Raw genomic sequence first — 21,504 nt, 5'->3', positions numbered from 1 at the left:
AACGCTATTTCGCTTATTCGTCGGGACTGACGGGGCTTTTATATTTGGACCGGATCTTTTCTCCTTCTCTCCACTGCCAGTAGTAGTAGCGATTGTCGTTGATCTCCTTGATCGTGATCGTCGCCTTCGCCGGCACGTCGTCCGGAAGGTCATCGGGTCGCTCCTCAACGTCGTCTTCGTCCGATTCCTTCTCAAGACGGGCTTCCCGTTCCTTGTGTTCGGCTAGCCCCTCAGCGTAGCGGGCTACGTCCCGAAGCTGCTCCGGCGAGGCCTCGTTGAGAGTGTCGACTAATTCGGCTGGAAGTCCTGCCGGCGGGGTCGGTGGCTCGTAGGGCATCGGCTGTCACCTCGTATTAACCAACAGAAGCCATCAATCCATAGTTCTGTTGGTTAATAACGTCTGATTCGACTCGGTCGGGAGTCGACCGTCCGGGCGGGGAACCCGCCCCTGCTTGATTTCGTGGTCCACCCGGCGGATGTGTTTGCAGCCGCCTTCGGGCGCTCGCTGCTGCCAATCCGGACAGGTGCAGGATTCGCTGATCACGTCGACTTCGTACCAGTTCCCCGACGCTGACCGAACTTCGTAGCGACCGCCTTTTTCGAGCAGCGAGATCTCCATTGCTTCGTCGACGGCGCGTCGGGTTCGCGGTTCGAGGTCCGCACGCTGGTTCGAGTGCTTCGTGACGACCATCCGGTCGCGAACATCGCCAGTCCGCCCACCGTCCGGCGCGACGGGGGCGGCTGGATCCTGGTGCCGATCTTGAAGGAGTTCCTCAACCGGATGGCCCTCCGGCCAGCGATAGTGGACTTCACAGCGCTCGCGATAGTCGTAGGAGCCACAGGCTGTGGCGTTCCCAGCCCACACGCGCCACGCGCCGAGGGCAGCCATCACGTCGACGACCACCCGTGGGACGATTTCGTACTCGTCGGGGTAGAAGATTCGGAAGCGGGTACACCCCTCTCGCGGTGGGACGTCGTCCCACCACTCGACGTCATTACCCCAACTGTCGAACATCGCTTCGTCCGCTCCGTACCCGACGGTTACGCCGTCGATTTCGGGCACGTCCGCAGCTGTCTCGTCAGACTCGCCTTCGAGCAGCCGAAGGACGCCGTACCGCAGGTACTCGTGCGCTGGCTGATCCGTCGATCGCGCTATCTGGTCGTGTTGTTCTGCAACTCGTTCCGCCTCGTTGAGGACAGCGGACAGATACGGTTCACTCATAGTTCGTAGAGGCGTGACTGCGCCTCCGCCCCTCGGCGGGCGCTGATAGACTTAACCAACGAAATACCGTCTTACTGCCAGCTGTTGGTTAACTAGAAGAACCGCGTGTTCAGCCCTCTACAACCGTGTCGATGATCTCCTGTGCGGTCGAACTGATCCGCCCGAGACGCTCCTGAATGCCCTCTGCATCGTCGTCCTGCCACGCGGCGAGATAGAACGCTGATCCGCTCGTATCCAGGTCGAAATACCGCCCGACAATGTACGCAACGGCTTCCGCTTCGACCTCACGCTTCGCGCGCTCTGGCTCGTCGTCGACATCGAAATGGAGCAGCGCGTGGGCGTACTCGTGAACCAATGTCACCGCGAGATCGGCCTGATTCGAGCGGGCTTTCGCTTCGACGACGGGCTGGCCCTCGTGGAAAGTCCGGTGTTTGCAGACGCCTTTCGCGTCGCCATGCTCCCACTCAGCAGCATCGATGACACGCACGTCTATCTCGAGCGTAGCTGCCGCATCAAGGAGCCCTGGCACCAGGTCGTCGGCGTTACCAGTGGCCTCGGTTTCCAGCTCGGGGAGCGGTTCGCCCTCGGTTTGAGACACATCGAAGACTGCCGTTGGTTTGAATCCAACCAGTCCTTTCGACCACTCCTCGGGCGATGTCTCGTCGTAGTCACAGTCGCTTTGCTCGTGGTAGCTCGGTGAGTTCTCGCACTCGGGGCACTGCTTCGTAATAATGGGTGCCCAGATCCAGATCGCCTGTTCGCCCTCTTGGACGTGCCGGTCGAACTCCGATCTCCACGTATTGTAGCCCGCCACGCGGGTCGCCTCGGGACATTGGAGCTTGATCAAGAGGGTGTTGCGATGGGAGTAGTCGTGGAATCGGGACTGGACATCGAGCCACTCCTGGAACTGCTGGCTGGCTTTTGCCTCGTCGACATCTGCGACGAGCTCGTCGATCCAGTCTTCGATGGTACTGTGCATCTCGTCGTGTCGGGTGTCGGTCTCCTCGAACGAGACCTCCGACTCACTGGTTGTCAGCATGGATTGCATCACATCGAGTACGACGACGTCTCCGAGAAGTCAGGACGCGCCGCGCCCCTCGGGGGCGCACGATAAACATCGGCGCGACTTCGGGGGGTTTAGATCGGGGCTGCTATCGGAGGCTAGGATTAACAGCCAGTGCGACACAAGCACAGGAAGGATGGGTCTCGTCGAAACGCTCCGCGGGATCGTTGGGACTCGTGTGTCCACGATCTCCACCCTGTATGAGTGCCGACACTGCGGAACGACCCTTTCCGAGGACGCTGAAACGTGTCCGACCTGTGGTGGAGAAGACGTTGCATGCTACCGGTTCTAAGTACACGTCCTCCTATCTGGACAAGTTGCGGTCAGACCCGTTTCTGTTCGAGCTAGTACCCGGTCAAACACCCCGTAGTGTGAATGGCGGACCGGTTATCGAAGCGCTGCCTTCTCGTCAGCGAAGCCGATCGTGACGAGATATTCGAGGAACGCATCGAACTGGTTGACATCGCTGGGTGTGTCCGCCGCGAGGTGTCGTGCCCATTCGATGGCCCACTGGAACGCAGGATCGGTTCCGCCCTTACCATGTATATACCACCAGCGGGCGGCCTTCAGGACGACGAGCGGATTCGTCGGCGGCTGCTCGCTCGCGAGTCCACGAGTGATCGACCGGATCTCCTCGGGTACCTCAGCGGGATCGACCTCGCCTGATTGGGTGTTCGATACGTCGACTGGAATGTCGTCAATCGAGACATCGTTCGGACGCTGTTGTTGACTCACGGAAAATCACCATCTCTGAGGACTCTCTGGATCGAGCCCTCGCCCTCTCTGGAGGGCACGAAAAACAGCTCGCTGCGTCACGCCGGCGGGAGGTAGACGCTCTGCTCGCCGGCGATTTCCTCAAGGTTATTTCGATGGCGGTGGGCAAAGTAGCAGTCGTAACTGCAGTATCCACAGACTGCGCCGGTATCATACTCGGCGACGAATGGACCGCGCTGAGTCGTCCAGACGTTCGCTTCGCATTCGGTACACGCAGCACCATCGAGATCCCTCGGCGATGGCCCCTCATACTCGATCTCGAAGGAGTCGTCCTGTGGTGTCGATTCGGGCCACACACCGTGAGACTGCCAGAAGGCCTTGATCCGGACGAGACTGTGTCGGACTGTCTTCCGAACTGTGACGTGGGAGGCGTCACGTCCGCTATCATCCCACCCATCAGCTGTCCAGAACTCCCCGAACTGCGCGCCGCGATGCAGCCCGTTCCAATCGAGGCCGACGATGTCGGCCGGTGGGTCGTCGGTTAGTGTCGGTCGGGTCAACTGCTGGATAACGTCCCACTGTTTGGGTGGGCTTCCCCCGAGAATGTGCACACGGCGGCCACGCCAGTCGGTCGGCTCGGAGAACTCGTGCGCCAATCGATCGGCATACCCCCGCGAATAGCCGAGCACAAGGTCGTTCGGGATCGTGTCGATCACCTCGCGGCACTTTGGGACGATGACGAGTTCTGCGTCGGGATAACTCGCCTGAATTTCGCGGGCAGCGGCCACGTACTTGTCGACGTCGTCTCCATCGTACACATCTCCGACCACGCCAACCGTGGGTTCGTATTCGAAAAATCGGGCGACGTACCGATCCAGATCGGGATCCCGAAAGTCGTTATCCAACATTCCAACGGGGATGTTCAGGTCCTGATACTGGGTCTGCTGGTACCCACAGTCTTCTCGGAATCCGGGCAAGAATCCGAGCCGATACGCATCCAGAGCGAACGGCGCTCGATGGAGGAACGCCACGACGTCGGCTTGTCTGGCAGCGGTGATGTCGCGATCAGTACTGCTGCTGGAGTTGATTTCGAGCGACATGAACATGGGCTGCGAGGGCGAATCCAGCCGCCCTGCACCCTCTTGGAGGGGCAATAAACGGAGCCGCAGTCCGATATTAACCAACACCAGTCTCCAGGACCTGCATATTGTTGGTTAATACAGAGACGACGTAGCCACCGTGTCCGCTCAGCGGAGTCAAGTCTTCATTCGAGTCGGTGGGGAACGACACGATGCCCGCACGGCGCGACTACTGCTTCACTCGGCCCGACGATCGTCACGCTCGCGATTCGGCGATCACAGACCGGACACTGCTGGTGGGCGTTTTCGTTTGCCATATGGAAACGCGAAAAAGGATGATTGCGCTAGTTCGTCACCTGCTGGAACCGCTCGCGAAGCGCCTCTTCACGCGCTTCGAACTGCTCGACGTTGGCCTGCAGGTCCTCGTTCACACGCTCGATGCTCGCGAGGGCCCGCTCGCCGGCGAGCGACGCCTGCGACCCGTCGTCGCCGTCCGCCTCCAGCTGCTCCTCGTAGGCTCGTTCGACGCGCTCGATGGTGCCCTCCGGGTTGAACAGGATGTCGTTCGCAACGCGAACGTACTGATCGAGGGACGTGCCCTCTTTCCCCTGGAAAAAGTGGGTGAGCGCGTACGTTGCGCCGGAGTGCAGCGTCCACATATCGATCTCGAACGGTGACGCCGCGTTCGCCTCGGTATCCTCGGCAGCACGTTCTGCGAGGTAGTCCGGGAAGCCAAGCAGACTGTAGAACTCCGTGACGGTGAACGGGAGCTCGGAGAACTCGAGATCGATCTCCTGCGCATCTCGGATGAACTCGAAGAGATCGTCGGCGACGAGTTCGACCTGTGTGAGAATTTCCTCCCACCAGGTTCGGAAGTCCCGCACGTCCCCGACGTGCTTGATGACCTCTTTATCGGTGAGCGAGCGCATCGAATTCGAGCAGTACCCGTCCTGAGCGAACCCCTCGACGTAGACGGCGTGTTCACCGAAGAAGTCGTAGCCGGAGGTCACGCCCATCGTGATCGGGTCCGACCGCCCCGGCAGCCGGACTTCGAGGCCGTCGAACATCACGTCCATATGGACTTCGCCGCCGCCCCGGTAGCGCCGGATCTCACCGAACATCACGTCGCCGAGCGGCGACCCGTCGATGGTCTCCTCGCGAAGGACCTCTTCCAAGGGCCTGTACACGTCGACCGGATTGATGATCGCGTAACTGTCCGTAGGGACGTGAAATAGTGGGTCTGCGTCGGGCTCAGCGTCTGTCGCGTGGTCGCGCGCTCTCGTCGGCTCGACTAGGGCATTGAAGCGCTCCGTTTCGACCCACTCGTCGGAGTAGGGATTCCGGTATGCGACTGTCGTCTCGACGGCCTGCGGGAGGTCACGAATCGTCTCGGCGAAGGATTTCGGTTCGTCGACCGTTTTCTTCCGGCGATACCAGTCGGGTAGTTCTGTATCGGTTCGTCCGTCGACGCCAGCGAACACGGTTCTGGATTCTGGGTCTTTCATTGCAGTCACCTCGAAATCGAACTCGTCACCCGCGCCGGCGCTCTCCTCACGCGCCCTGCGCCCCTCTCACGGGCGCAAAAACAACCACTCTTAACCAACATTCTACCCAAGAATCCAGTACTGTTGGTTAATCATCTGGACGGTCCCGACACCTGGCTTCGGCTCTTCAATTCACTCGTCGGCGTGGCGTCGACGGCGCACCTGTTCAGGATTCGGTACCCACGGATGGTCGTCCCAGCAGTGGAGGGCGTGCTCTTGTGCCGTGTCGCACAGCGCCTCACACGACCCACACTCGTAGGTGGTCTCGGGCCAGCGTTCTGTGACGAACATCGCCGTCACCGTCGACCTAACTGGATCTGGTGCGGCCGACCGCTGAACGTAATCATAGCCGATCACAGTCCGTCGACGAAGTGCCGACTGCGCCAGCCGTTCGGGCCGGTCTGCTGGGAGGTACACCCAGCGGACGAACGCGTCTTCTGAGTCCTTCGCTGAGGGTTGAAGGATGAACCACCGGTCATAATCGTCGCGGAAGAGATACCGTTCTGTTCCCCGATTTTGGAGATAGAGCGGATCGCCGTACCCGGCAATCACCCGCAGACCGATGGACGGGGAAATTGGGGTGAGGAGTCGCTCTTCCAGTGAGAGCGAGCCGGAATCTCCGGATGATGTCTCGCTCTCGAAGTCATCAAGCGTCGCTTCGCCAGTCATGATTCGCCGGGATTCGTCTCGTCTGTGTCTTTCCCAGCTGTTCGCTCGTGCCGGTCGTTGTATCGCTTGAGTTCTCGGCCGATGCACTCCAGCGCCGTGACAGCGCGTTCGATGAGCTGGTACGTTGCTCGCGAAAGTCGGAATTTCTCCATCAGTTGGCCTCCTCTGGCTCGACGAGGTCGTTACTCTCAGCGACGAGTGCCTGAACAGCTGAGGCAGGGTCGTTCTCGACCGGAAGTGTTCGATGGTCAAGCGGGGCGGGATACGCCCGGTCCCCCTGCGCACAAAGTATGATCAACCACTCTTCGCTCCCTTCGGCGAGGACGACGTAGTGGTCGATATCTCGACGTTGGAAGACTGTCCGATCTGTCCGGCTCACCGCACTCCAATTCGCCGGCAGTGACGATGACGGCGTCCCACCATCTGGCGTGAGTGCTCGGTACTCTTCGAATTCGGCAAGTGCCGCCTCGATATCCTCCCCGGTGAGGTGCCAGCAGTCGGCCGGGCCATCACACACCAGCTGACTGACCACGTCGTTGCGGAACTGGATGTAGTGTTGCTGGGCGACGGTTTCGTTGTCGGTGGAATCGAGGAGGAGCGCACAGGCGAGCTGTGCCGGTCCGCTCCCAACGTAGCCCCAGTCGAATCCCGCCGGGCTATGCCGCACGAGACCGAGACTTCGATTTGGGGAGAGGCGTTCGTGTGCGGTGAGGTTCAGGACCACTGGCGTTCCCTCGACACGCATTCCGACGTACTCAACGCAGTCTGCACTCGCCTGCCATCGCTCACTCGCATCCTGTACGACTGCTCGTGGGTCGGTAGTCGAATTCGTCTCCATCGGTTGAATGCGGGCGTTCGGATTCCCCGCACCCCTGCTGGGGGTCGAAAAACCACCACCGGTTGTTAGCCCCTCAGCGTCGCTTCAAAGTTAGAACTCAGACTATTATAGTTCAAACTATAATATTTCTACAGATAACTAATCAATAGGGACTGTTTATTCTTCGAAGAGACAGCGAGCGGCTGCATCGTCGCCAGCGAGGGTCTGCTGATCCTCGTCCGTATCAGCGAAGAGTGTTGACTGATCTCCTTCGGTTGATTGCTCAACTGCGGGTCGATCGTCGACGCCGAACTCACTCGCCTCGGGCTGATCAAGACGCGAATCCCGGTCACGATGATCCACGTCAGCGCCGAAATCCTTGAGTGAGGTCTCGACGCTCGTTTCGGTTACTTCGAGTTGGCCATCGTCACCGAACGCGGTCTGTCGTTGAATCTCGATCTCTGGTCGATCGCTCATTTCATTCGAGCCTCCACCCACCGAGGCTCCGACAGACACCTCCGACTGCTGCGTCAATCGTCTTGTGTGCGGATTTCGCTGGCCCGATCTTTGAGCTGGCGAAGAATCGGGATCCGTTGCTGATTCGCGTTCTCGTAGGCGACACAGGCTCGCAGCGTCTCCATATCGTTGATCGTCACGATACCAGCGTTGATGAGTCGCGTATTCGGGGGCTCGAGCCGTTGTTCTGGCGAAAGCTCGCTTGCGTCTGTTGTTTGACCGTCTGGATTGCTCACTGATAATCGCCTCCGCCACTGCTGAGGCGACAAAAAACAGCCCTCGTCGTTACCCGTCTTCTTCGGGTTGGATTTGGCGAGCGTCCTCCGCGAGATCGTGGATGTACTCCCGAAGGGTTTCCATGTCCTCGCGAGCGTCTTCGAGGGTCTTGCCTTTCGCTTTCGCGATTACCTCGTCCTGGTCCCTGGTGCCGGTTCCCCGCTTGAGCTTTACGGTGAGGGAGACGCCGACATCACTGCGTTCGACGTACTCCGTTCGTGTCGCCTGTTCACTGGTTTCGGCCGATTCGCCATCCGCACGAGATGGTTGGGTATGTTCTGACATGGGTTACTTTCGGTGATTGGTATTCAGATGGACGGTGCAACCGGCTCGCCGGGTGTTTCGTGAAGGACTGCGTCGATCTCAGGCCCGGTGAGTCGCCAGCTTCCAGCAGACCCAGCACAGTCCAGCTGGCTCACGACCTCGGTTTTGAACTCCTGGTAGTGGTCGAGGGCGAACGCCTCGTCTCCCGTGTAGTCGAGGAGGAGTGCGAGCGCGAGTTGCGCCGGACCACTACCACCATATCCCCATTCGAATCCCGAGGGACTGTGATTCACCAGCGCGAGACTCCGCTCTGGTGTGAGCCGTTCTTGGCCGGGACGTTTCTCAACGATAGCCTGCCCACTCTGCCGATACCCGACGTAGGCGATGTCGCAGTCGCTCGCTGGGCGCGTCTGTTCAATCGGATGTGTGTCGCTAGGTCTACTCATCGGTCTGTTCGGGAGCTACTCGTTCGAGCACCCCCGCACCCCTCAGGGGGCGAAAAACAGCCACAGGAACTGCTTTCCCCTACGCGAGATGGGAGACATCGGCTGGTTCGTCGACATCGTCGAACTCGCCTTGTTCGACCGGCTGCCAGTCATCGCCGGGTGCTGGACTCCACCAGTCGACCTTGTAGGCACCCGGTGCGCCGAGGATCTTCACCCGTGCCGACCCATCGGGTAGGTCGCGACGGAGCTTTTCGTCGACGTGGAGGTTCCACGTCGAGTGGGTGTCGAAGCAGGCGAGGACGGCCTCCTCGTAGCCGCGTGTCTCTCGGGATTCTTGGAGTTCGACCTGCGTGTTGCAGTTCTTGCAGAACACACCTTCGAACGGAATGTGACTGAATACCTCGTGCCCGCAGACGGGACACCAGAGGAACTCGAACAGTGCTTCGCTGTGACGGTCGATGATTTCCAGACTCATCTGTGGATCTGGCCCGATTGAGACGGGCCACCCATCCCGGCCCAGAAATAAACGCCATCGCAGATGCGCCCTTATCAATCAGCGCTCGGCGCCGTAGACAATTCGCGAGGGGGCTTCGCACCCGCAGTTCCGACACTCGAACCAGCGCTGAACCTTCGCACCGTCAGCCGTTTTCCCACCGATTGCTATATCGCTGTTCGGACACTCGGGACAACTCAGTTCGGGCGCTGGCCGGTCACGGAGCTCGTCACGGAACGATTTCGCGTCTTTCGTCTCGTACCCCCGCGACCACACCGGGTAGCCGTCGACGAGGATTACGCCACGCCACTTGTAGCGGTATGAATCCGGCGCTCGGTGTAAGACCGCCCGAGCGCCGGTCTCGGTATTCCGGTATGCGAGTGTGGGCGTGCGGCTCTCGCGCTTCCAGTTTGTGATCCGGGACATCTGTTAGAAGTGGACGTCGGCGGGCACGATCCAGAGCTCCTCGCTCTCCTCCAGCACTCGATCCAGCTGCTCACGGTGACGGATCCCGTTCGCATATTCGTTGTACAGGAAGATCGTTGGCCCGTCGTAGGCGCCAACCTGGTGGAAGGCGTGCCGAGCGAGATCTTCGTCGCGCATGATCTCCTCATCGGAAAGTTCGTCAAGTGCTTCCCTCACCCGGTCGAGGTTGCGCTCGAACTCCTCTTTCGTCGCCTCCCAGCCACGCTCAAGCAGGTCTTGGCCGTCATCGGAGTCGACGGGGGCTGCAGTCGGCAACTCACCCCATCGCGCCTTCCCCGCAACGGACGTGTCCTCCTCATCAAAACAGACGTAGTAGTCGAAGACGGCGCTGGCATGTGGGTCCGCGCCGACCAGGCGGTCGAACACCGTCTTTCCGGTGGCCAGTGCGTCGTCGTGGGTCGATTCTTCTACCAGAGCGTAAATCACCATGTGCATCTCGAACACCTCGAAGCGCCGACGCACCGGGAGTCGTTGCTCGCTCCAGCTGCGCCGGCACCCATCGCCGGCGCTCGAAAAACCCATCTCGAAATACGTGCGTTTCAGAATTTTCCGCACGCTCAACGGATGGAATGATCCCAGATTGTTACCTTTGTTTTGGCTGTTAAATCCCTATGAACGGTGGTCTAAGTCAGAAATCCTCAATCTGATATTTCTCATTCAGCGCTGAACGATCCGATAACGCTGAATCTGTCACCGTCACAATCACCTGATACTCCGGCAATTCTTCTGGCAACGCCAATACAAAGTTTGTAATATCGGGTGCATTTCCTGTGTCCGGGATATCGAAATATGGAGAGTCAAATATGAACATCCGGATCGGCAGCGTGTTCGACTGCTCTGCCAGCTGCTTCAAGACGGCCGTATGGAACAGTAAGGCCAGAATCTTCCCCTCGTTCGAGTACTCGTTATGCCGATCGGACGGGACATCATTCCCGTCCTCGATCACGACGGTGAAATCGTAGCCCCCCTGTGGATTGAACACAACATTCTGGGCATCGGCAAACCGACCATGTTCGAAGTAGGAGAGAAGGTTATTCATCTCCTCCCGTAAGCTGTTCTTGAGATCAGTTCGCTCTTCCTCAATATGCCGACGAACGATCCGCTCGAAAGTTTGCAACGCTTGTCGTTTCTCCACCTTCTCACGGCGGCGTTCGTACGCCCCTTCTAAATCTTCAATACATCCAGTAGTGTCGTCAAGTTCGTCCTCCTTGGCATTGATCTCCACTTGGACCGATGTCGCATCCCGCTCCAGCGAAGATATTTCTGTTTCCAATTCATCCCGCCGGTCGATTAACTGGGTGACATCGCTCTCCGCGATCTGTGATTCTATCGTTTCCAGCTGTTCCTGATGATCTTGAACCCGTGACTCAAGAAGATCTAGTTCCCCCTCGAGTTTTCGTTCCCGGGATCGCAACTCGGTCAGTTGCTCTTCCACCTCTTCGCGTTCCATGGCCGATTCACGTACGTCCCGCTCGGTGGCCGTTTCAATCCTCTTGTCTGGGACCTCCTTACGACACAGCGGACAATCTCCATCATTCAACAGCCGGCGGCGTTGCGAATCATCGACATCGTTTGTACAGATTGGGCACCGTTCCGGGATGCTCATCATCTCCTGCAGGTCCTGAGCTGTTGAATGAACCTCTTCCCCCATCTCCATCTCCTCATAACGCTCGATACTCAGCCGGGTTTCCCGCAAATCACCGCGTGTCTCCCGTTTTTCGGACTCCAAGTTGTTTATTTGCCGTTGCAGCCGCAGCTTCTCTGACTCCAGCTGTTCCAGCTCATTATCCTGTTCTAGCGTTTCATTGATAGAGCGAAGTTCCGCTCGACGATCCGCTAATTTTGTTTCAATCTCCTTCTTGTTCTCCTGTAATTCGGCCAGCCGTTCCGCCAATTTCTTCTCTCGGCTCTGGGCGGTTTTAAGCTCTTCTGCGGCTGTTTCTTCTTCTTCGGTCAGCTCATACTTCTCAGATCGCCGTTTCTTGCTCTGGTTGATCACAGCGGCTAGGTTAATGCCGAACAGAAGGTCAATGAAATCCTCTTTGTCCTGCCAGCGGAGGAACTTCTTGTACTCTGGCGCCATCAAGCAGAACAATGAGAAAATGTTGTACCGACCAAACTCCCGGGATTCAACCGGCCAGATACCGAACGCCTCGGAAACATCCTGCTGTGTGTTCCGGGCTTGGAAGGGGATGTCATCCTCCGACGATGGATCTGTATTCAGCTTTGGCCGATCGTCACCTGAATACCCGCGGCCGTCCCGGTTTAAAAGCCGTTGAACCAAATAGTGGTTCGTATCGACCGACCAATTCCCGGTTGTTTCTAGCGAATCCTGCTCGGACTGGATCGGATCGGTCAGTGTAATTCGTTGTTTTTCCTGACGGCCGAACAGGTTAAACCGAATTGCCTCAAGGATCGCAGTCTTTCCCTGATCATTTGGGCCGTAGAGAGCTGTATCAGTGTCATCTAGCCGGACCACCCGGTCATCCAGATTTCGGAACTGTTGCGCCCGAATCCGCCGTATCGTTACCCTATCAACGGGAAACTCCGGTTCGTGGTAGTTCGCTTCGAGCAGCTGGCGGCACTCGTCAATCTGATCCGGCTCCATGTCCTCTGCCTCCAACGCCTCAATGATACTCACAATGATCTCCTCACGCTCAGGCATGTGCGAACTCCCCCGTTAACTCGTCTAAGAACTCGATTTCGTTCGCTTTGAATTTTCTCCGCGGGCCGACGAGGAGTTCTGCTCCAGTCGAGGCCTTCTGGAGACGGTCCCCCTCACTAATATACTGAACAAAGTCATCGTGCGTCATGTGGGCGATTTCGTCGATTACCGTTTGCTGGGCATAGTTCCAAGATGAGAGCATCATACTATCGGCGTGTTCGATCCGGTCGTAGAACTCGTTCACCATGATTTCGCCCGCAGGCGCTAATTCGACACCATAGCGGCGTTCGTGTTCTCCGACCTCCCCCGTCCCCTTCTGACCGATAACAGGTTCCTCAATTAGTTGCCAGGCGAACAAGCGGTTCTTATCTTCGTAGACGTCGGACGAGAAGGGGCCGGAGCTACGTTTCGTGAAGCGGTAACGGTATCCAGTACGGTCAAGCATTCCGAGATCGCCTTCTAATTCTCCGATGGCAGCGTAGTCATCTTGTTGCGCGATCCTACGGTTCACGAGGTAGACCAGCTTCTGTAGGCGGTACCGCGATTCAATCATTCCAGTGTCGGACCGGTCGCCGTAATCCTTCACCAGCTTCAGTAGCATTGCGAAGTCAATGAGCTCGTCAATCCGGAACCGGAGCTCGTTCCACGTTTTCACCAATTCGTCGCTGGCGATCGTCCCGTCGCGGAATGCAGCCAGTTGCTCCTCCGAGAGCCCGAAACTGCTGAGGGTTGAGATGACGCGGTCGTCCGAGAACACCTCTCGATTCAGGAACGAGTAGTACTCCTCTCCGAATTCCTCAAACTCGCTCCTAGTCGCCATGGCCTCGCCGTAGACTTCGGTGATGGTCCGGACGTATTCCTGCCGTTGCTCGGGATCCAATTCGAACCGGTCAACTGCGCGTTCGAGGACTTTCCATTCGTTCGGCATCAGGGCACCCCCAGTTCATCACAAACCTCGTTGTTCCACTCGATCACCTTTTTCGTCCCACCTGAACAGGCCGGATTCGCCGTGTTCAGGTGGCCCAGCGCGTACGCCACGAGGTATTCCTTTGACGGAGCGACGGAAACTCGCGGATAGCGAGATCCAACTGTTTCCGCCTTGTCAGAGCCGTTGACGCAAAGAATAATCTCGCCTTCATTTGGGTAACTCCGCGTCTCAAGATAGTGCTTGAGATGAGGATACGGTTCGTTTTCAAGGCATTCCTGCCAATGGATGATCCAGACGCTGTTCTGAATCAATTTGTCTCGGTCTACGAGGTTGTCTAGTGAGTGGAAGTATTCCTGGATCAGGAGCTTGTCGCCGTGGATTCCGTCCCGGATCTCCTGCACGATGTCGGTGAAGTCTTGGCCGTAGCAGCCGCCGCTCTTGGTGAGAATCAGTAGATTTTCTTCGTGCGGGACGGCATCTTGTGGCGAGTTATACCGGGTAATCATTTCTGTTCTCCAGCGATAATCCGGAGCCTTCGTTGGATCGATTCCAGTTTTTGATGCTCCTGCTCCAAACGTTCATTCTTGTTCTCTCCTTGTCCTTTGATAATGGTTTCCTTCGACAGTTCACTGTGCGTCTCAAAATCGTCTCTCCATGCCTCGAAATCACGTCGTAGCTCTCTCCCGTGGACCGTCTTTGCGTTCGATAACAGTTCTGATAAATCGTTCATCCGATCAGTGAATTCATCATATGCGTCTTGCTTGGCGTGGCTACGATCGTCCTCGCTGACCCATGCGAGGGAGTCTTGCCACGCTGTGACTGTCCCTGTGATAGTCTCGCGGTCGGGTTGTTTGTCAACGACCCGTGCGTGGTACCCGACGGCGAGTAAGGCGGCGAATAGGGTAGTGAGCATTACGGAGAAGATGTAATCCAGACGGCCGATACCAGTTCTACCGGTTGTGGCGAGAATGAGGAGGAGGTAGCCAAATGTGATGACAACGCCTGATGCGGCGATGTAGCAAAGGATGGAAATGGCGAGGCGACGCACTTGTTGGAGTGGTGGGGAAAAGGTGCGTTTCCTCATTTTGGCTGTGAACAGGATGAGGATGCCAAGGAAGATGACAGAAGTAGCGGCGTAGACGCCAATGAAGAAATTGGGGTTTGATATTTGGAGGAGGAGGGAGCTGGAGAACTGGAAGGTAAGAAAGACGGAGGCGAATTCAAGGAGAAGAACTTGAAGGAACAGATGGATCCCGTGACCGAATGTTATGTGATCGATGAGGCGTTGGATTGTCCGCTGAGCCTCCATATGGCTTCCATGGATGCACCTGACATATAAAAAAGTGGACCTGCCCCAGAGTTTCCTTTCTCAGGCCTCCTCCACTCGTTCGACAGTGATGGTCAGGTCGCCCGATTCGTAGTCGGCCTCGAAGTCGACGGTGAACGCATCCGAGTCGTACGCGGCGTGGTAGGCACGGTGTCGTTCGAGCGACCCCGTCGCCTTGAAGTGGAAGAACGCAGCTGAGGTGTAGGGCTTGCTCTGGGTCTCGACCTGCGTCTCGACAGAGGCCGGGAGCGCGATTTGTGGTGTGTCCGTGTCGATACTCGCAGCGAATTTCTTCGCTTCCTCGACGGTCGCCTGCGAATGTGCAGGCGTCTCGCCGGTTAGCACGTTCACCGGTGTTTCCGTGTCGTCGGTGAACAGGATGTCTTCGAAGGTGCGTGTCCCGAGGACAGCGGCGGGACCTAACTCGCAATCGTGGAATGGGTCGTCGTCTGGTTTCTCGGGCATCAAATCACGAGCCTACGATGGGGGTCAGTCCTTTCTGCCCCAGAAAAACCACCATCTGCTTCGACGCAAATCGCCCTACGAGCGGCTGAGTGTCGCGTCCGGAGACGGTGCTTCACCGCTCGGGATGCGCAACTCTTGGCGCTTCCCGATCCACTCGCCGAGCTTCTGTGTGAGGTACTGGCGAGCCGTCGACCGGGTGAACACACCCTTGTTGACCATATCGCCAACGACGTCTTTCAGTGCCCGGAACTGCTCCTTCAGATGGCCGTCGCCGACCGGCTCGCCGTCGTGCCACCGAACGGTCGCGAGCGCACCGTTCCCGACCGTCTCGCCGTGGTCGATTGTCTCCGAATCGTACTGCAGGCCGAACCACAGCGTCCGATAGGCGGTCACCTCGAAGGTGGGTGACACCACGAAGAACGCCTCGTGGTGGAGGTAGTCGAGGTGGTCCGCGACGATCTCGTCGAGGGTAAGCCCGGTGGCGCGTGGCTTCGGCTCGACGACCGTCGACGGGCGGTCTTCGCCGGCGAGGTAGCCGTCGACGGCATCTGCCTCGAGGCCATCGGCCAGCTCTGCCAGCAGTTGTTTCGCCCACTTGGAGTCGGTGTCCTCGCCACCGAACGGCGACTCAGCCGAGATTCGGTGCTTGAGCTTGAGATTCGCTGCACCCCAATGAGAGTAGTGGAGCGTGTACTGTCCGTCAGTTCGTTCGTACGCAACGAGTGCGCGGTGGCCCATTGAACAATCACCTCGCAGGACGACCCACGACTGGATCGCCCCGCACCCCTCCCGGGGGATGAACAACGCTACTCGTCGATCGGGTCGGGGGAACTGAGGTCCGCGTACAGCACCTCACCGTCGCGGACGACGTACCGCTTCGCCAGCACGGGAAAGCGGCACTTGGTAAATCCGGCTGTCTGAATGTCGAATTCTTCGTCCGGTTCGAGATACTCCGCGAGCGACCGGAGGAACTCGTGGGTGACGATGCCACCGTCGTAGTCAGGAAGTCCGTTCTCACGAGCCTCGTACACTTCGAAGCTGTCGTAGCCCCAGATGATCAGTTCGCCGTCGTCGTCCACCTCCCAGTTGAGCGTCCCGAAGCAGTGGTTCTCACAGAGCTCGCGGACTGCCTGTGGATCCGATACGAGCGCGCCGGTCGATGTCGTTGCGGCTTGGAGTGTTGCCATGGGTTGTTCTCGGGAGCGGTCTCGCGCCCCCGCACCCCTTCAGGGGGCGAACAACCGCTCACGCTGTGTCAGCCACAGGACGTTGCGCTGCCGACGCGTCGAGCTGTCAGGATTCTCTGTTGACGTCACCGTCCCTCGTCGTATTCGGTTGGGTGAGAACATCCACCTGCTCGAGGAGCGTCGTCGCGGTGCTAATTCGCTCTTGATCGGCGGGCTCCAATTGGTCGCTGTCGATACTGGTGAGGCTACTGAGCGCGCGGTGGACTCGATAGCCAGGGGTGTCTCGTGGGACCATGTGTGCGCCTCCGCCAATTCTCGGCGCCGAAAAACACCGGCGGGCAGTCAGCAGGTGTGGTATCGTCGGGTGGTCGCGAGCTGGCTTCTGTTAACCAACAACTCCGAGCCGACACCAGGATTGTTGGTTAATTTGACGTCGTCTTTACTGACCGGCTTCGGGTTCGGGCCCGTAGCGTGGCGTGCCGCACCGCTGACAGCCCCACATTGGCTGCCCGGTCCACTCGTCATCGGGGACAGCCTCGAATTCGCGGAATCGATGCTTAGTCTCCCGATCACACTCTCGACACTCGAGGTGAGTTCTGTTTGGACGCTCACGTCGTGGCTGTTCGGTATCGGTCTTGTCAACGGATTCCTGGAGCGCAATCGCTGGCACCAGCCAGAGGTCGTCGTCTGCGTCCTCACGTAGGCTTGCAAGACGAGCTTCGGTGCGAACCACGCTCCCGGTTTCGTCGTAGAGAAACGTCGCGTGCTCGCCGTCGTGACGGGACTGCGTCGTCTCTGTCCACGCCGTCCGCTCACGAGCAGCCGCGAGCAGCTGATTACCACATTCAGACGTGACCCGTGTCGCCGAGGGGAGTGAGGGCCACTGATCGACAAGCTGTGGGGCCGGTTCCTCGTCGAGATCGTAGATTAGCTTGCAGTCATCGACTACTGGGTCATCATCTCCCTTCGCGAGGAGGGTGGCCGCAGCAGATCCCTTCCCGACGGCGCCGTAGAACGTCGACGCCTCTACGAGCAGCTGGATGACGTGGAGGAGAGTCCGTTCGACATTCGATGTGTCCTGGTCGTCGGCTCCTTCGAGATGGTTGGTGAGACAGAACCGGCACTTCGACTGGCCAGCGGGGATTGACGCTCCACAGGAAGCGCACTCGGTCTCATCTGCTGTCGGGTCGTCTGGATAGTCCGTGTCGACGCCACCAGAGCGTTGCCGCCGGGGCTCGCCACTACTACTGGCGAGTTGGTCATCGGGAACGTGGGTCGCTTCGCCGAGCGGTCGGAGGGCTTCGTAGTCGGCGTACTGGTCGGTCATAGAGTGATCTGGCCGTATCATGCTTCGTCTTCGGGTTTAAACAATGGCTCTCACATCAATCAGCCTACAGACATACAACCGAAAATCAGCAGTGTGGGCTCTACACAGCCAGCTCGTCCAGCGTGTCGCGGTGGGTCCGCACGGTGACCACCGAGACGTTCGCAACGTCAGCGACGTCCGACTGGGTGAGCCACTGTCCGTCTTCGCGTCCGGCCTTGTACAGACAGGCTGCGGCGAACCCGGATGGTCGAACCCCCGTGGTTGCTCCGGTCGATTCGGATGCTTCTGCCAGCTGCCGAGCCCGCTGCCGGATTTGATCGGAGACGTCGAGCTCAGACGCCAACTGCGGAACGAACGCACTGGGCGTCACCGGCTGGGCCGGCAGGCCAAGTTCCGTATTCAGCGTCGTGTATGCGTTCGTCACCCGCGATTGCTCGACGCGCGCCGACTCGGTGATGTCGTCGAGCGTTCGTGGTCGTCCGTTACACCGACACGCGCCGTAGACGCTCGCGGCGGCCATCGCCTCGATCGACCGGCCCTGCAGGAGGTCCTCGTTCTGGGCACTCCGGAAGAGCTGGCAGGCCTGGTCACGAAGCGTCTCGGACAGTTCGAGTGCACTACTGATCCGGCGAACTTCACTGAGTCCGTGTGCAAGGTTGCGTTCAGCTTTCGACTGAAACCGCCCACGGGTCTGTTCACGCCGCATCCGAGCGAGCCGCCGTCGCTTCTGTCCTGAGAGTTCGTTCCCGTTTGCATCGGTCCCGCGGCCGATCTCCGTCGACAACCCTCGATCGTGTCGTGCCGCCGTCAACGGAGCGCCCGTTCGCTCCCGTTCGTCTTCGTCGAACCCTCGCCACTCTGGCCCGTGGTCGATCCGCTGCTCGTCGATGACCAGCCCACAGTCTTCACAGACCGTTTCGACCGCGTTCGTGGTGACCCGGCCGTCGCACTCGGGACACTGGTTCGCACTCGATTCCGTTCGGACGTCTTCGTCGAATCCGCTCTCGTAGATGTCTCTAGTTGCCATCGTTCTCACCGTGGTCAGGGAACTCGCCAGTACAGCGAGCCCCTCGCCCATTGAGGGGCCGACAGAAACCGATGGTATCGGTACTCCAGTCAACTAGAACACAATCCAGCTGATGATCTACATGTAATGGTAGTAATGGATGTCCAGACTGGTGTTTTGAGCTTCGGCCTCAGCTAAGATGTTCCCAACGGCATCTGAAATTCCGATTGTAACCGGAAGCTTCGTGCAGAAATCCGAAGTGTTCCAGTCCAGTTTCGTGAACGCCAGCATTTCTCGGCACAGCTTCTGTGGCGATGAATCACTGACCTCCGGATCCGGCTTGACCACGATCGGCTCAGGGATGTTCGATGCTGGATACGTCGACAACGCCGGGATGTATCCCTTCGTGTACAGGTAGTGCTCCTCGTTGTTCGGTGCGGAGACCATTGTGCCTCGAAGCGCTGGATAAATCCCGGAACTCAAAGCCCGGACTGGGTGCCGCTCTCGGACCGTGACGAAGTCCATCAACTCGATGTTCCCAGCACCTTTGATGAAGCCCTCTCGCTCCTCTTCCCAGAACTCCGACCGCTTGTGAAGCACCAGTCGTCGCGGCTCAGTCTTCTTGTGACTGCGGTAGTGCCTGAGAATCTTCTTGACCAGTTGCTCGGCATCGTCTTCCGCGAGATGGTTGTTCCCTGGGCCGTGTTTTTCTCCTTCGACGGGGTCACCTCGAAGGATGAAGTTCTCCCCGGTCTCCAGGAAGACTTGAGCCATAGCTGTCCGTGTCCGGGACTGGTCTCCGCCTCGCTCTTTGTAGAAGGATATCCCGGCGAAGCACGTCCCGTCCTCCAGCTCTGTTAGTTTCCAGGGATGCCCTCGCTGCGCCTTGTACAGTGTTCCAACCGCGATGTTCCATGCAATCTCAGATTTATCTTGGACGTCCTCACCGCGGAGGGTCTTCGGCTGCATCAGTTGGGTCGGCACCCCGACTTCCATCCCCAGCAACTTGATTCGGTTATGGAAGTCGCTGGTCTCTGACTGCATCCGGGCATGGTCCTGGTGGGATGGAGTGCATGCGTCCCACATTGCTTCGGGAATCGCGATGAACACGACGTCAGGCGGCGTCTCCTTAGCGTACAGGACTTCGAGGTTGATCTTGATGATCTCGACCGCTTCTTCCAACCGGTCTTTCCGGCTGCGGATTTGGTTCAGGTCCCGGATCTCGCCTCGAGTAATCGTCTGCCGCCACCGCTTCTGCGTATTGAACGTAAAGTTCAGCGACGATCGCTCGCCGAGGCCAGGGAACGGTGGTTTCCACCGCTTCGACTTGTCTTCGTCGGCGGTGATCGCCAGCTCCATGTCCTTGAACAGTTTCTCGATTGCGCCGAGAGACCGTCCAGATCCGATGTATCCGATGTTGATGACCTGGTGTTCGGATTTGCCGGAAGGTGTTCTCGGGCCGTACTCCATTAGCCCGACTCGGGGGTCGATGGCTTCCTCGCCGTTGGCAAACATCAAGCCTGGTTCGTCAAGGACTTCGGCTGTGAACTCGTTCATTGGAACTCTCCTAGCCACTTGTTCTGCATGGTGTCGTCCCGTTCGTCGGTGTCTCTGGGCGGTCTTTTGTTGACTTCGAGCATCACGGGTTCTGTCCCGATATCCAGCTCGTCCTGTTTGGGGCCGCCATAGTCCAGGATTTTCCACCAGTGGTTGATCCGGCTACGTGTTTTCCGGTTGTTCCCGTGTCGGCTGGGGCTGAACCTGTCGTGTAACGGCTTGGCTTGTTCTCCAGTGATTCGGTTCTCTTTCCCGTTGGAGGTGAACAGAATAGCTGGTTTCAGGGTCAGGAAGTACTGTCCCGAGTATTCGAGGATGCCAATACGAAGTGAGTGGTGCCGGAAGAACGGGGAGTCTCCGTCACCGAAGTACCTAGAGACCTGTCGTCCCTCTTCTTTCCGGACCTCCGCTTCAGGATCTTCGTGTGGGAAGTAGAGGTGGTAGTCGCTACGGTAGTTTATCGCGATGCAGCCACGGTCTTCACCCTTCGAGAGGACAACGGCTCGGATCAGTCGTTTCCCGATATCGGCGTTCCCTTGGTCGGCTTCTACCCACGACCGGAACGCGATCTCCTTGACAGTGTCCAGGTCGATAAACTGCTTGACCGCTCTCGGCATTTCCTCTGGCGGCAACAGGCTGTACACCTTGTTCGACTTGAACCACGTCGGTACCGTGAAGGGGCGTAGCTTGAATGCGACCTCTTGTGTCGCTCCCTCCACCTGATCTCCGATGTACAGAGTTTCAGGGTACTCTGTTATCTCGACGAGGTTGGTGGTCAGCTCTGACCTGTCGGTGATGGGTTCGGCTTCACGCTGGAAGAAGTCGGGTTTGAACCGGTCGTCTTTCTCGAACTCCTCGATCTTCATCAGGAGCGAGTCGTAGTCGGCCTGGTAGACGTGGGTGTCACTCAGGAACTCCTCGAAATCGTCCATCTGATAGCTCTTGATCTTCCTCCGGTGGTCCTCCGAGAGCTTGTCGTTCTCGCAGACCCGGTCGTAGAACTCTTGGATGGCTTCGTCGGTCTGCTTGGTGACGTCGAAGATCTTCCGCCACTCTTTGAAGTTCTCGAGATTCCGCCCGAAGATGGCCACATCGAACCGTTTCTCAGGAGGCCGATCCATGTAGTGGAGGAAGTACTTCCCCATCTCCTCCAGGAATTTCTTCCCGTGACGGCGCTGATCTGTCCACTTCAGTTCGACCCAAACCTCCCGGTCTCCCCTAATCTCTGGGAGTTCGTATTTCTGGTCGACAAGCCCGCCATGGGTGGGCGATGTTTCCGTGATGTAGTATCCCATCGCCTCCATGTACTCTTGGACCTTGTCACCATAGATTTCCGAGTTTTTAGCGAGAGCCTCGCGTTCGCCTAGGAGGTTGGTGAGCGCCACGTTATTCCGAACCTCACAATGGAGTACCTAAATCATTTCGTCGCAGTGAACGGTCCCGGATTCAGGCT

General features: G+C 58.3%; 28 protein-coding genes. All 28 read right to left on the bottom strand.

The annotated features are described in order from the left end of the window. Positions 1 to 13: 13 nt before the first annotated feature. The 28 genes from AXA68_RS15800 to AXA68_RS15695 all read right to left on the bottom strand — a co-directional run bounded on the left by AXA68_RS15800 (position 14) and on the right by AXA68_RS15695 (position 21,436). Positions 14 to 337 (bottom strand): hypothetical protein, encoded by a 324-nt coding sequence (locus AXA68_RS15800; protein WP_066419289.1) that lies wholly within the window; start codon positions 335 to 337, stop codon positions 14 to 16. A gap of 33 nt (positions 338 to 370) precedes the next feature. Continuing rightward, on the bottom strand, positions 371 to 1,222 hold the full coding sequence (locus tag AXA68_RS15795; protein ID WP_066419286.1) for a hypothetical protein: 852 nt from the start codon (positions 1,220 to 1,222) through the stop codon (positions 371 to 373). 109 nt (positions 1,223 to 1,331) lie between these two features. Continuing rightward, positions 1,332 to 2,261: an ArdC-like ssDNA-binding domain-containing protein gene (locus AXA68_RS15790; protein WP_066419314.1), complete on the bottom strand. Its 930-nt coding sequence runs from the start codon at positions 2,259 to 2,261 to the stop codon at positions 1,332 to 1,334. 411 nt (positions 2,262 to 2,672) lie between these two features. Continuing rightward, positions 2,673 to 3,020: a hypothetical protein gene (locus AXA68_RS16395; protein ID WP_080505359.1), complete on the bottom strand. Its 348-nt coding sequence runs from the start codon at positions 3,018 to 3,020 to the stop codon at positions 2,673 to 2,675. Between the two features lie 77 nt (positions 3,021 to 3,097). Beyond that, complete coding sequence (locus AXA68_RS15780; protein ID WP_066419312.1) at positions 3,098 to 4,099, bottom strand: DUF6610 family protein; 1,002 nt, start codon at positions 4,097 to 4,099, stop codon at positions 3,098 to 3,100. Positions 4,100 to 4,422: 323 nt separating this feature from the next. Further along, positions 4,423 to 5,583, bottom strand: coding sequence for a hypothetical protein (locus AXA68_RS15775; protein ID WP_066419281.1), 1,161 nt, complete (start codon positions 5,581 to 5,583; stop codon positions 4,423 to 4,425). 171 nt (positions 5,584 to 5,754) lie between these two features. Continuing rightward, a complete protein-coding gene (locus AXA68_RS16390; protein ID WP_080505358.1) occupies positions 5,755 to 6,291 on the bottom strand; it encodes a hypothetical protein in 537 nt (178 codons plus the stop codon). Beyond that, positions 6,288 to 6,443, bottom strand: a complete 156-nt coding sequence (locus AXA68_RS17200) for a hypothetical protein (protein WP_198530094.1) — start codon at positions 6,441 to 6,443, stop codon at positions 6,288 to 6,290. The genes AXA68_RS16390 and AXA68_RS17200 overlap by 4 nt, the downstream gene beginning before the upstream one ends. Continuing rightward, positions 6,443 to 7,129: a DUF6166 domain-containing protein gene (locus AXA68_RS15770; RefSeq protein ID WP_066419278.1), complete on the bottom strand. Its 687-nt coding sequence runs from the start codon at positions 7,127 to 7,129 to the stop codon at positions 6,443 to 6,445. The genes AXA68_RS17200 and AXA68_RS15770 overlap by 1 nt, the downstream gene beginning before the upstream one ends. Positions 7,130 to 7,285: 156 nt before the next feature. Next, positions 7,286 to 7,585: a hypothetical protein gene (locus AXA68_RS16385; protein ID WP_080505357.1), complete on the bottom strand. Its 300-nt coding sequence runs from the start codon at positions 7,583 to 7,585 to the stop codon at positions 7,286 to 7,288. A 53-nt stretch (positions 7,586 to 7,638) separates the two neighbouring features. Further along, positions 7,639 to 7,860, bottom strand: coding sequence for a hypothetical protein (locus AXA68_RS16380; protein WP_080505356.1), 222 nt, complete (start codon positions 7,858 to 7,860; stop codon positions 7,639 to 7,641). A gap of 49 nt (positions 7,861 to 7,909) precedes the next feature. After that, on the bottom strand, positions 7,910 to 8,185 hold the full coding sequence (locus AXA68_RS15765) for a DUF7389 domain-containing protein (protein WP_066419275.1): 276 nt from the start codon (positions 8,183 to 8,185) through the stop codon (positions 7,910 to 7,912). A 23-nt stretch (positions 8,186 to 8,208) separates the two neighbouring features. Further along, a complete protein-coding gene (locus AXA68_RS16375; protein ID WP_080505355.1) occupies positions 8,209 to 8,610 on the bottom strand; it encodes a DUF6166 domain-containing protein in 402 nt (133 codons plus the stop codon). Positions 8,611 to 8,689: 79 nt separating this feature from the next. After that, complete coding sequence (locus tag AXA68_RS15760) at positions 8,690 to 9,085, bottom strand: DUF7567 family protein (protein ID WP_066419272.1); 396 nt, start codon at positions 9,083 to 9,085, stop codon at positions 8,690 to 8,692. A gap of 78 nt (positions 9,086 to 9,163) precedes the next feature. Continuing rightward, positions 9,164 to 9,529, bottom strand: coding sequence for a DUF7568 family protein (locus AXA68_RS16370; protein WP_080505354.1), 366 nt, complete (start codon positions 9,527 to 9,529; stop codon positions 9,164 to 9,166). 3 nt (positions 9,530 to 9,532) lie between these two features. Next, positions 9,533 to 10,024 carry a hypothetical protein gene (locus tag AXA68_RS15755; protein WP_066419310.1) on the bottom strand — a complete coding sequence of 164 codons (492 nt, stop codon included), beginning with the start codon at positions 10,022 to 10,024 and terminating at the stop codon, positions 9,533 to 9,535. A 193-nt stretch (positions 10,025 to 10,217) separates the two neighbouring features. Then, positions 10,218 to 12,254: an AAA family ATPase gene (locus tag AXA68_RS15750; protein WP_066419268.1), complete on the bottom strand. Its 2,037-nt coding sequence runs from the start codon at positions 12,252 to 12,254 to the stop codon at positions 10,218 to 10,220. Beyond that, a complete protein-coding gene (locus AXA68_RS15745; protein WP_042661778.1) occupies positions 12,247 to 13,182 on the bottom strand; it encodes a hypothetical protein in 936 nt (311 codons plus the stop codon). The genes AXA68_RS15750 and AXA68_RS15745 overlap by 8 nt, the downstream gene beginning before the upstream one ends. Further along, entirely contained in the window at positions 13,182 to 13,688 is a 507-nt protein-coding gene (locus AXA68_RS15740; protein ID WP_042661777.1) for a hypothetical protein, read from the bottom strand. The genes AXA68_RS15745 and AXA68_RS15740 overlap by 1 nt, the downstream gene beginning before the upstream one ends. Continuing rightward, positions 13,685 to 14,491, bottom strand: a complete 807-nt coding sequence (locus AXA68_RS15735; RefSeq protein WP_042661776.1) for a hypothetical protein — start codon at positions 14,489 to 14,491, stop codon at positions 13,685 to 13,687. The genes AXA68_RS15740 and AXA68_RS15735 overlap by 4 nt, the downstream gene beginning before the upstream one ends. A gap of 60 nt (positions 14,492 to 14,551) precedes the next feature. After that, on the bottom strand, positions 14,552 to 14,974 hold the full coding sequence (locus tag AXA68_RS15730) for a hypothetical protein (protein ID WP_066419262.1): 423 nt from the start codon (positions 14,972 to 14,974) through the stop codon (positions 14,552 to 14,554). Between the two features lie 75 nt (positions 14,975 to 15,049). After that, entirely contained in the window at positions 15,050 to 15,712 is a 663-nt protein-coding gene (locus AXA68_RS15725) for a DUF6735 family protein (protein ID WP_066419261.1), read from the bottom strand. A gap of 68 nt (positions 15,713 to 15,780) precedes the next feature. After that, positions 15,781 to 16,161, bottom strand: coding sequence for a hypothetical protein (locus AXA68_RS15720; RefSeq protein ID WP_066419258.1), 381 nt, complete (start codon positions 16,159 to 16,161; stop codon positions 15,781 to 15,783). 106 nt (positions 16,162 to 16,267) lie between these two features. Further along, entirely contained in the window at positions 16,268 to 16,456 is a 189-nt protein-coding gene (locus AXA68_RS17410; protein WP_066419256.1) for a hypothetical protein, read from the bottom strand. 144 nt (positions 16,457 to 16,600) lie between these two features. Next, a complete protein-coding gene (locus tag AXA68_RS15710) occupies positions 16,601 to 17,488 on the bottom strand; it encodes a biosurfactant protein 1 (RefSeq protein WP_066419305.1) in 888 nt (295 codons plus the stop codon). Positions 17,489 to 17,588: 100 nt separating this feature from the next. Continuing rightward, on the bottom strand, positions 17,589 to 18,515 hold the full coding sequence (locus AXA68_RS15705) for a transcription initiation factor IIB (RefSeq protein ID WP_066419303.1): 927 nt from the start codon (positions 18,513 to 18,515) through the stop codon (positions 17,589 to 17,591). Between the two features lie 117 nt (positions 18,516 to 18,632). After that, a complete protein-coding gene (locus AXA68_RS15700; protein ID WP_066419254.1) occupies positions 18,633 to 20,051 on the bottom strand; it encodes an argonaute/piwi family protein in 1,419 nt (472 codons plus the stop codon). Beyond that, positions 20,048 to 21,436: a hypothetical protein gene (locus AXA68_RS15695; protein WP_066419249.1), complete on the bottom strand. Its 1,389-nt coding sequence runs from the start codon at positions 21,434 to 21,436 to the stop codon at positions 20,048 to 20,050. Before AXA68_RS15695 ends, AXA68_RS15700 begins: the two co-directional genes overlap by 4 nt. Between the last annotated feature and the right edge of the window lie 68 nt (positions 21,437 to 21,504).

Source organism: Halorubrum aethiopicum (assembly GCF_001542905.1).
GTDB classification, from domain to species: Archaea; Halobacteriota; Halobacteria; order Halobacteriales; family Haloferacaceae; genus Halorubrum; species Halorubrum aethiopicum.
The sequence above is the reverse complement of the archived record's forward strand: the minus strand, read 5'-3'. Positions and strand labels throughout refer to the sequence as shown.

Bases quoted from the DNA above. Each gene is read 5' to 3' on its own strand.
- AXA68_RS15720 (WP_066419258.1), bottom strand. From the start codon at position 16,161: ATGGCAACACTCCAAGCCGCAACGACATCGACCGGCGCGCTCGTATCG.
- AXA68_RS15750 (WP_066419268.1), bottom strand. From the start codon at position 12,254: ATGCCTGAGCGTGAGGAGATCATTGTGAGTATCATTGAGGCGTTGGAG.
- AXA68_RS15780 (WP_066419312.1), bottom strand. From the start codon at position 4,099: ATGTCGCTCGAAATCAACTCCAGCAGCAGTACTGATCGCGACATCACC.
- AXA68_RS16390 (WP_080505358.1), bottom strand. From the start codon at position 6,291: ATGACTGGCGAAGCGACGCTTGATGACTTCGAGAGCGAGACATCATCC.
- AXA68_RS16375 (WP_080505355.1), bottom strand. From the start codon at position 8,610: ATGAGTAGACCTAGCGACACACATCCGATTGAACAGACGCGCCCAGCG.
- AXA68_RS15795 (WP_066419286.1), bottom strand. From the start codon at position 1,222: ATGAGTGAACCGTATCTGTCCGCTGTCCTCAACGAGGCGGAACGAGTT.
- AXA68_RS17200 (WP_198530094.1), bottom strand. From the start codon at position 6,443: ATGGAGAAATTCCGACTTTCGCGAGCAACGTACCAGCTCATCGAACGC.
- AXA68_RS15745 (WP_042661778.1), bottom strand. From the start codon at position 13,182: ATGCCGAACGAATGGAAAGTCCTCGAACGCGCAGTTGACCGGTTCGAA.
- AXA68_RS15725 (WP_066419261.1), bottom strand. From the start codon at position 15,712: ATGGGCCACCGCGCACTCGTTGCGTACGAACGAACTGACGGACAGTAC.
- AXA68_RS15705 (WP_066419303.1), bottom strand. From the start codon at position 18,515: ATGGCAACTAGAGACATCTACGAGAGCGGATTCGACGAAGACGTCCGA.
- AXA68_RS15760 (WP_066419272.1), bottom strand. From the start codon at position 9,085: ATGAGTCTGGAAATCATCGACCGTCACAGCGAAGCACTGTTCGAGTTC.
- AXA68_RS15755 (WP_066419310.1), bottom strand. From the start codon at position 10,024: ATGCACATGGTGATTTACGCTCTGGTAGAAGAATCGACCCACGACGAC.
- AXA68_RS17410 (WP_066419256.1), bottom strand. From the start codon at position 16,456: ATGGTCCCACGAGACACCCCTGGCTATCGAGTCCACCGCGCGCTCAGT.
- AXA68_RS15700 (WP_066419254.1), bottom strand. From the start codon at position 20,051: ATGAACGAGTTCACAGCCGAAGTCCTTGACGAACCAGGCTTGATGTTT.
- AXA68_RS15765 (WP_066419275.1), bottom strand. From the start codon at position 8,185: ATGTCAGAACATACCCAACCATCTCGTGCGGATGGCGAATCGGCCGAA.
- AXA68_RS15800 (WP_066419289.1), bottom strand. From the start codon at position 337: ATGCCCTACGAGCCACCGACCCCGCCGGCAGGACTTCCAGCCGAATTA.
- AXA68_RS15740 (WP_042661777.1), bottom strand. From the start codon at position 13,688: ATGATTACCCGGTATAACTCGCCACAAGATGCCGTCCCGCACGAAGAA.
- AXA68_RS15710 (WP_066419305.1), bottom strand. From the start codon at position 17,488: ATGACCGACCAGTACGCCGACTACGAAGCCCTCCGACCGCTCGGCGAA.
- AXA68_RS15790 (WP_066419314.1), bottom strand. From the start codon at position 2,261: ATGCTGACAACCAGTGAGTCGGAGGTCTCGTTCGAGGAGACCGACACC.
- AXA68_RS15730 (WP_066419262.1), bottom strand. From the start codon at position 14,974: ATGCCCGAGAAACCAGACGACGACCCATTCCACGATTGCGAGTTAGGT.
- AXA68_RS16385 (WP_080505357.1), bottom strand. From the start codon at position 7,585: ATGAGCGATCGACCAGAGATCGAGATTCAACGACAGACCGCGTTCGGT.
- AXA68_RS15775 (WP_066419281.1), bottom strand. From the start codon at position 5,583: ATGAAAGACCCAGAATCCAGAACCGTGTTCGCTGGCGTCGACGGACGA.
- AXA68_RS16370 (WP_080505354.1), bottom strand. From the start codon at position 9,529: ATGTCCCGGATCACAAACTGGAAGCGCGAGAGCCGCACGCCCACACTC.
- AXA68_RS15770 (WP_066419278.1), bottom strand. From the start codon at position 7,129: ATGGAGACGAATTCGACTACCGACCCACGAGCAGTCGTACAGGATGCG.
- AXA68_RS15735 (WP_042661776.1), bottom strand. From the start codon at position 14,491: ATGGAGGCTCAGCGGACAATCCAACGCCTCATCGATCACATAACATTC.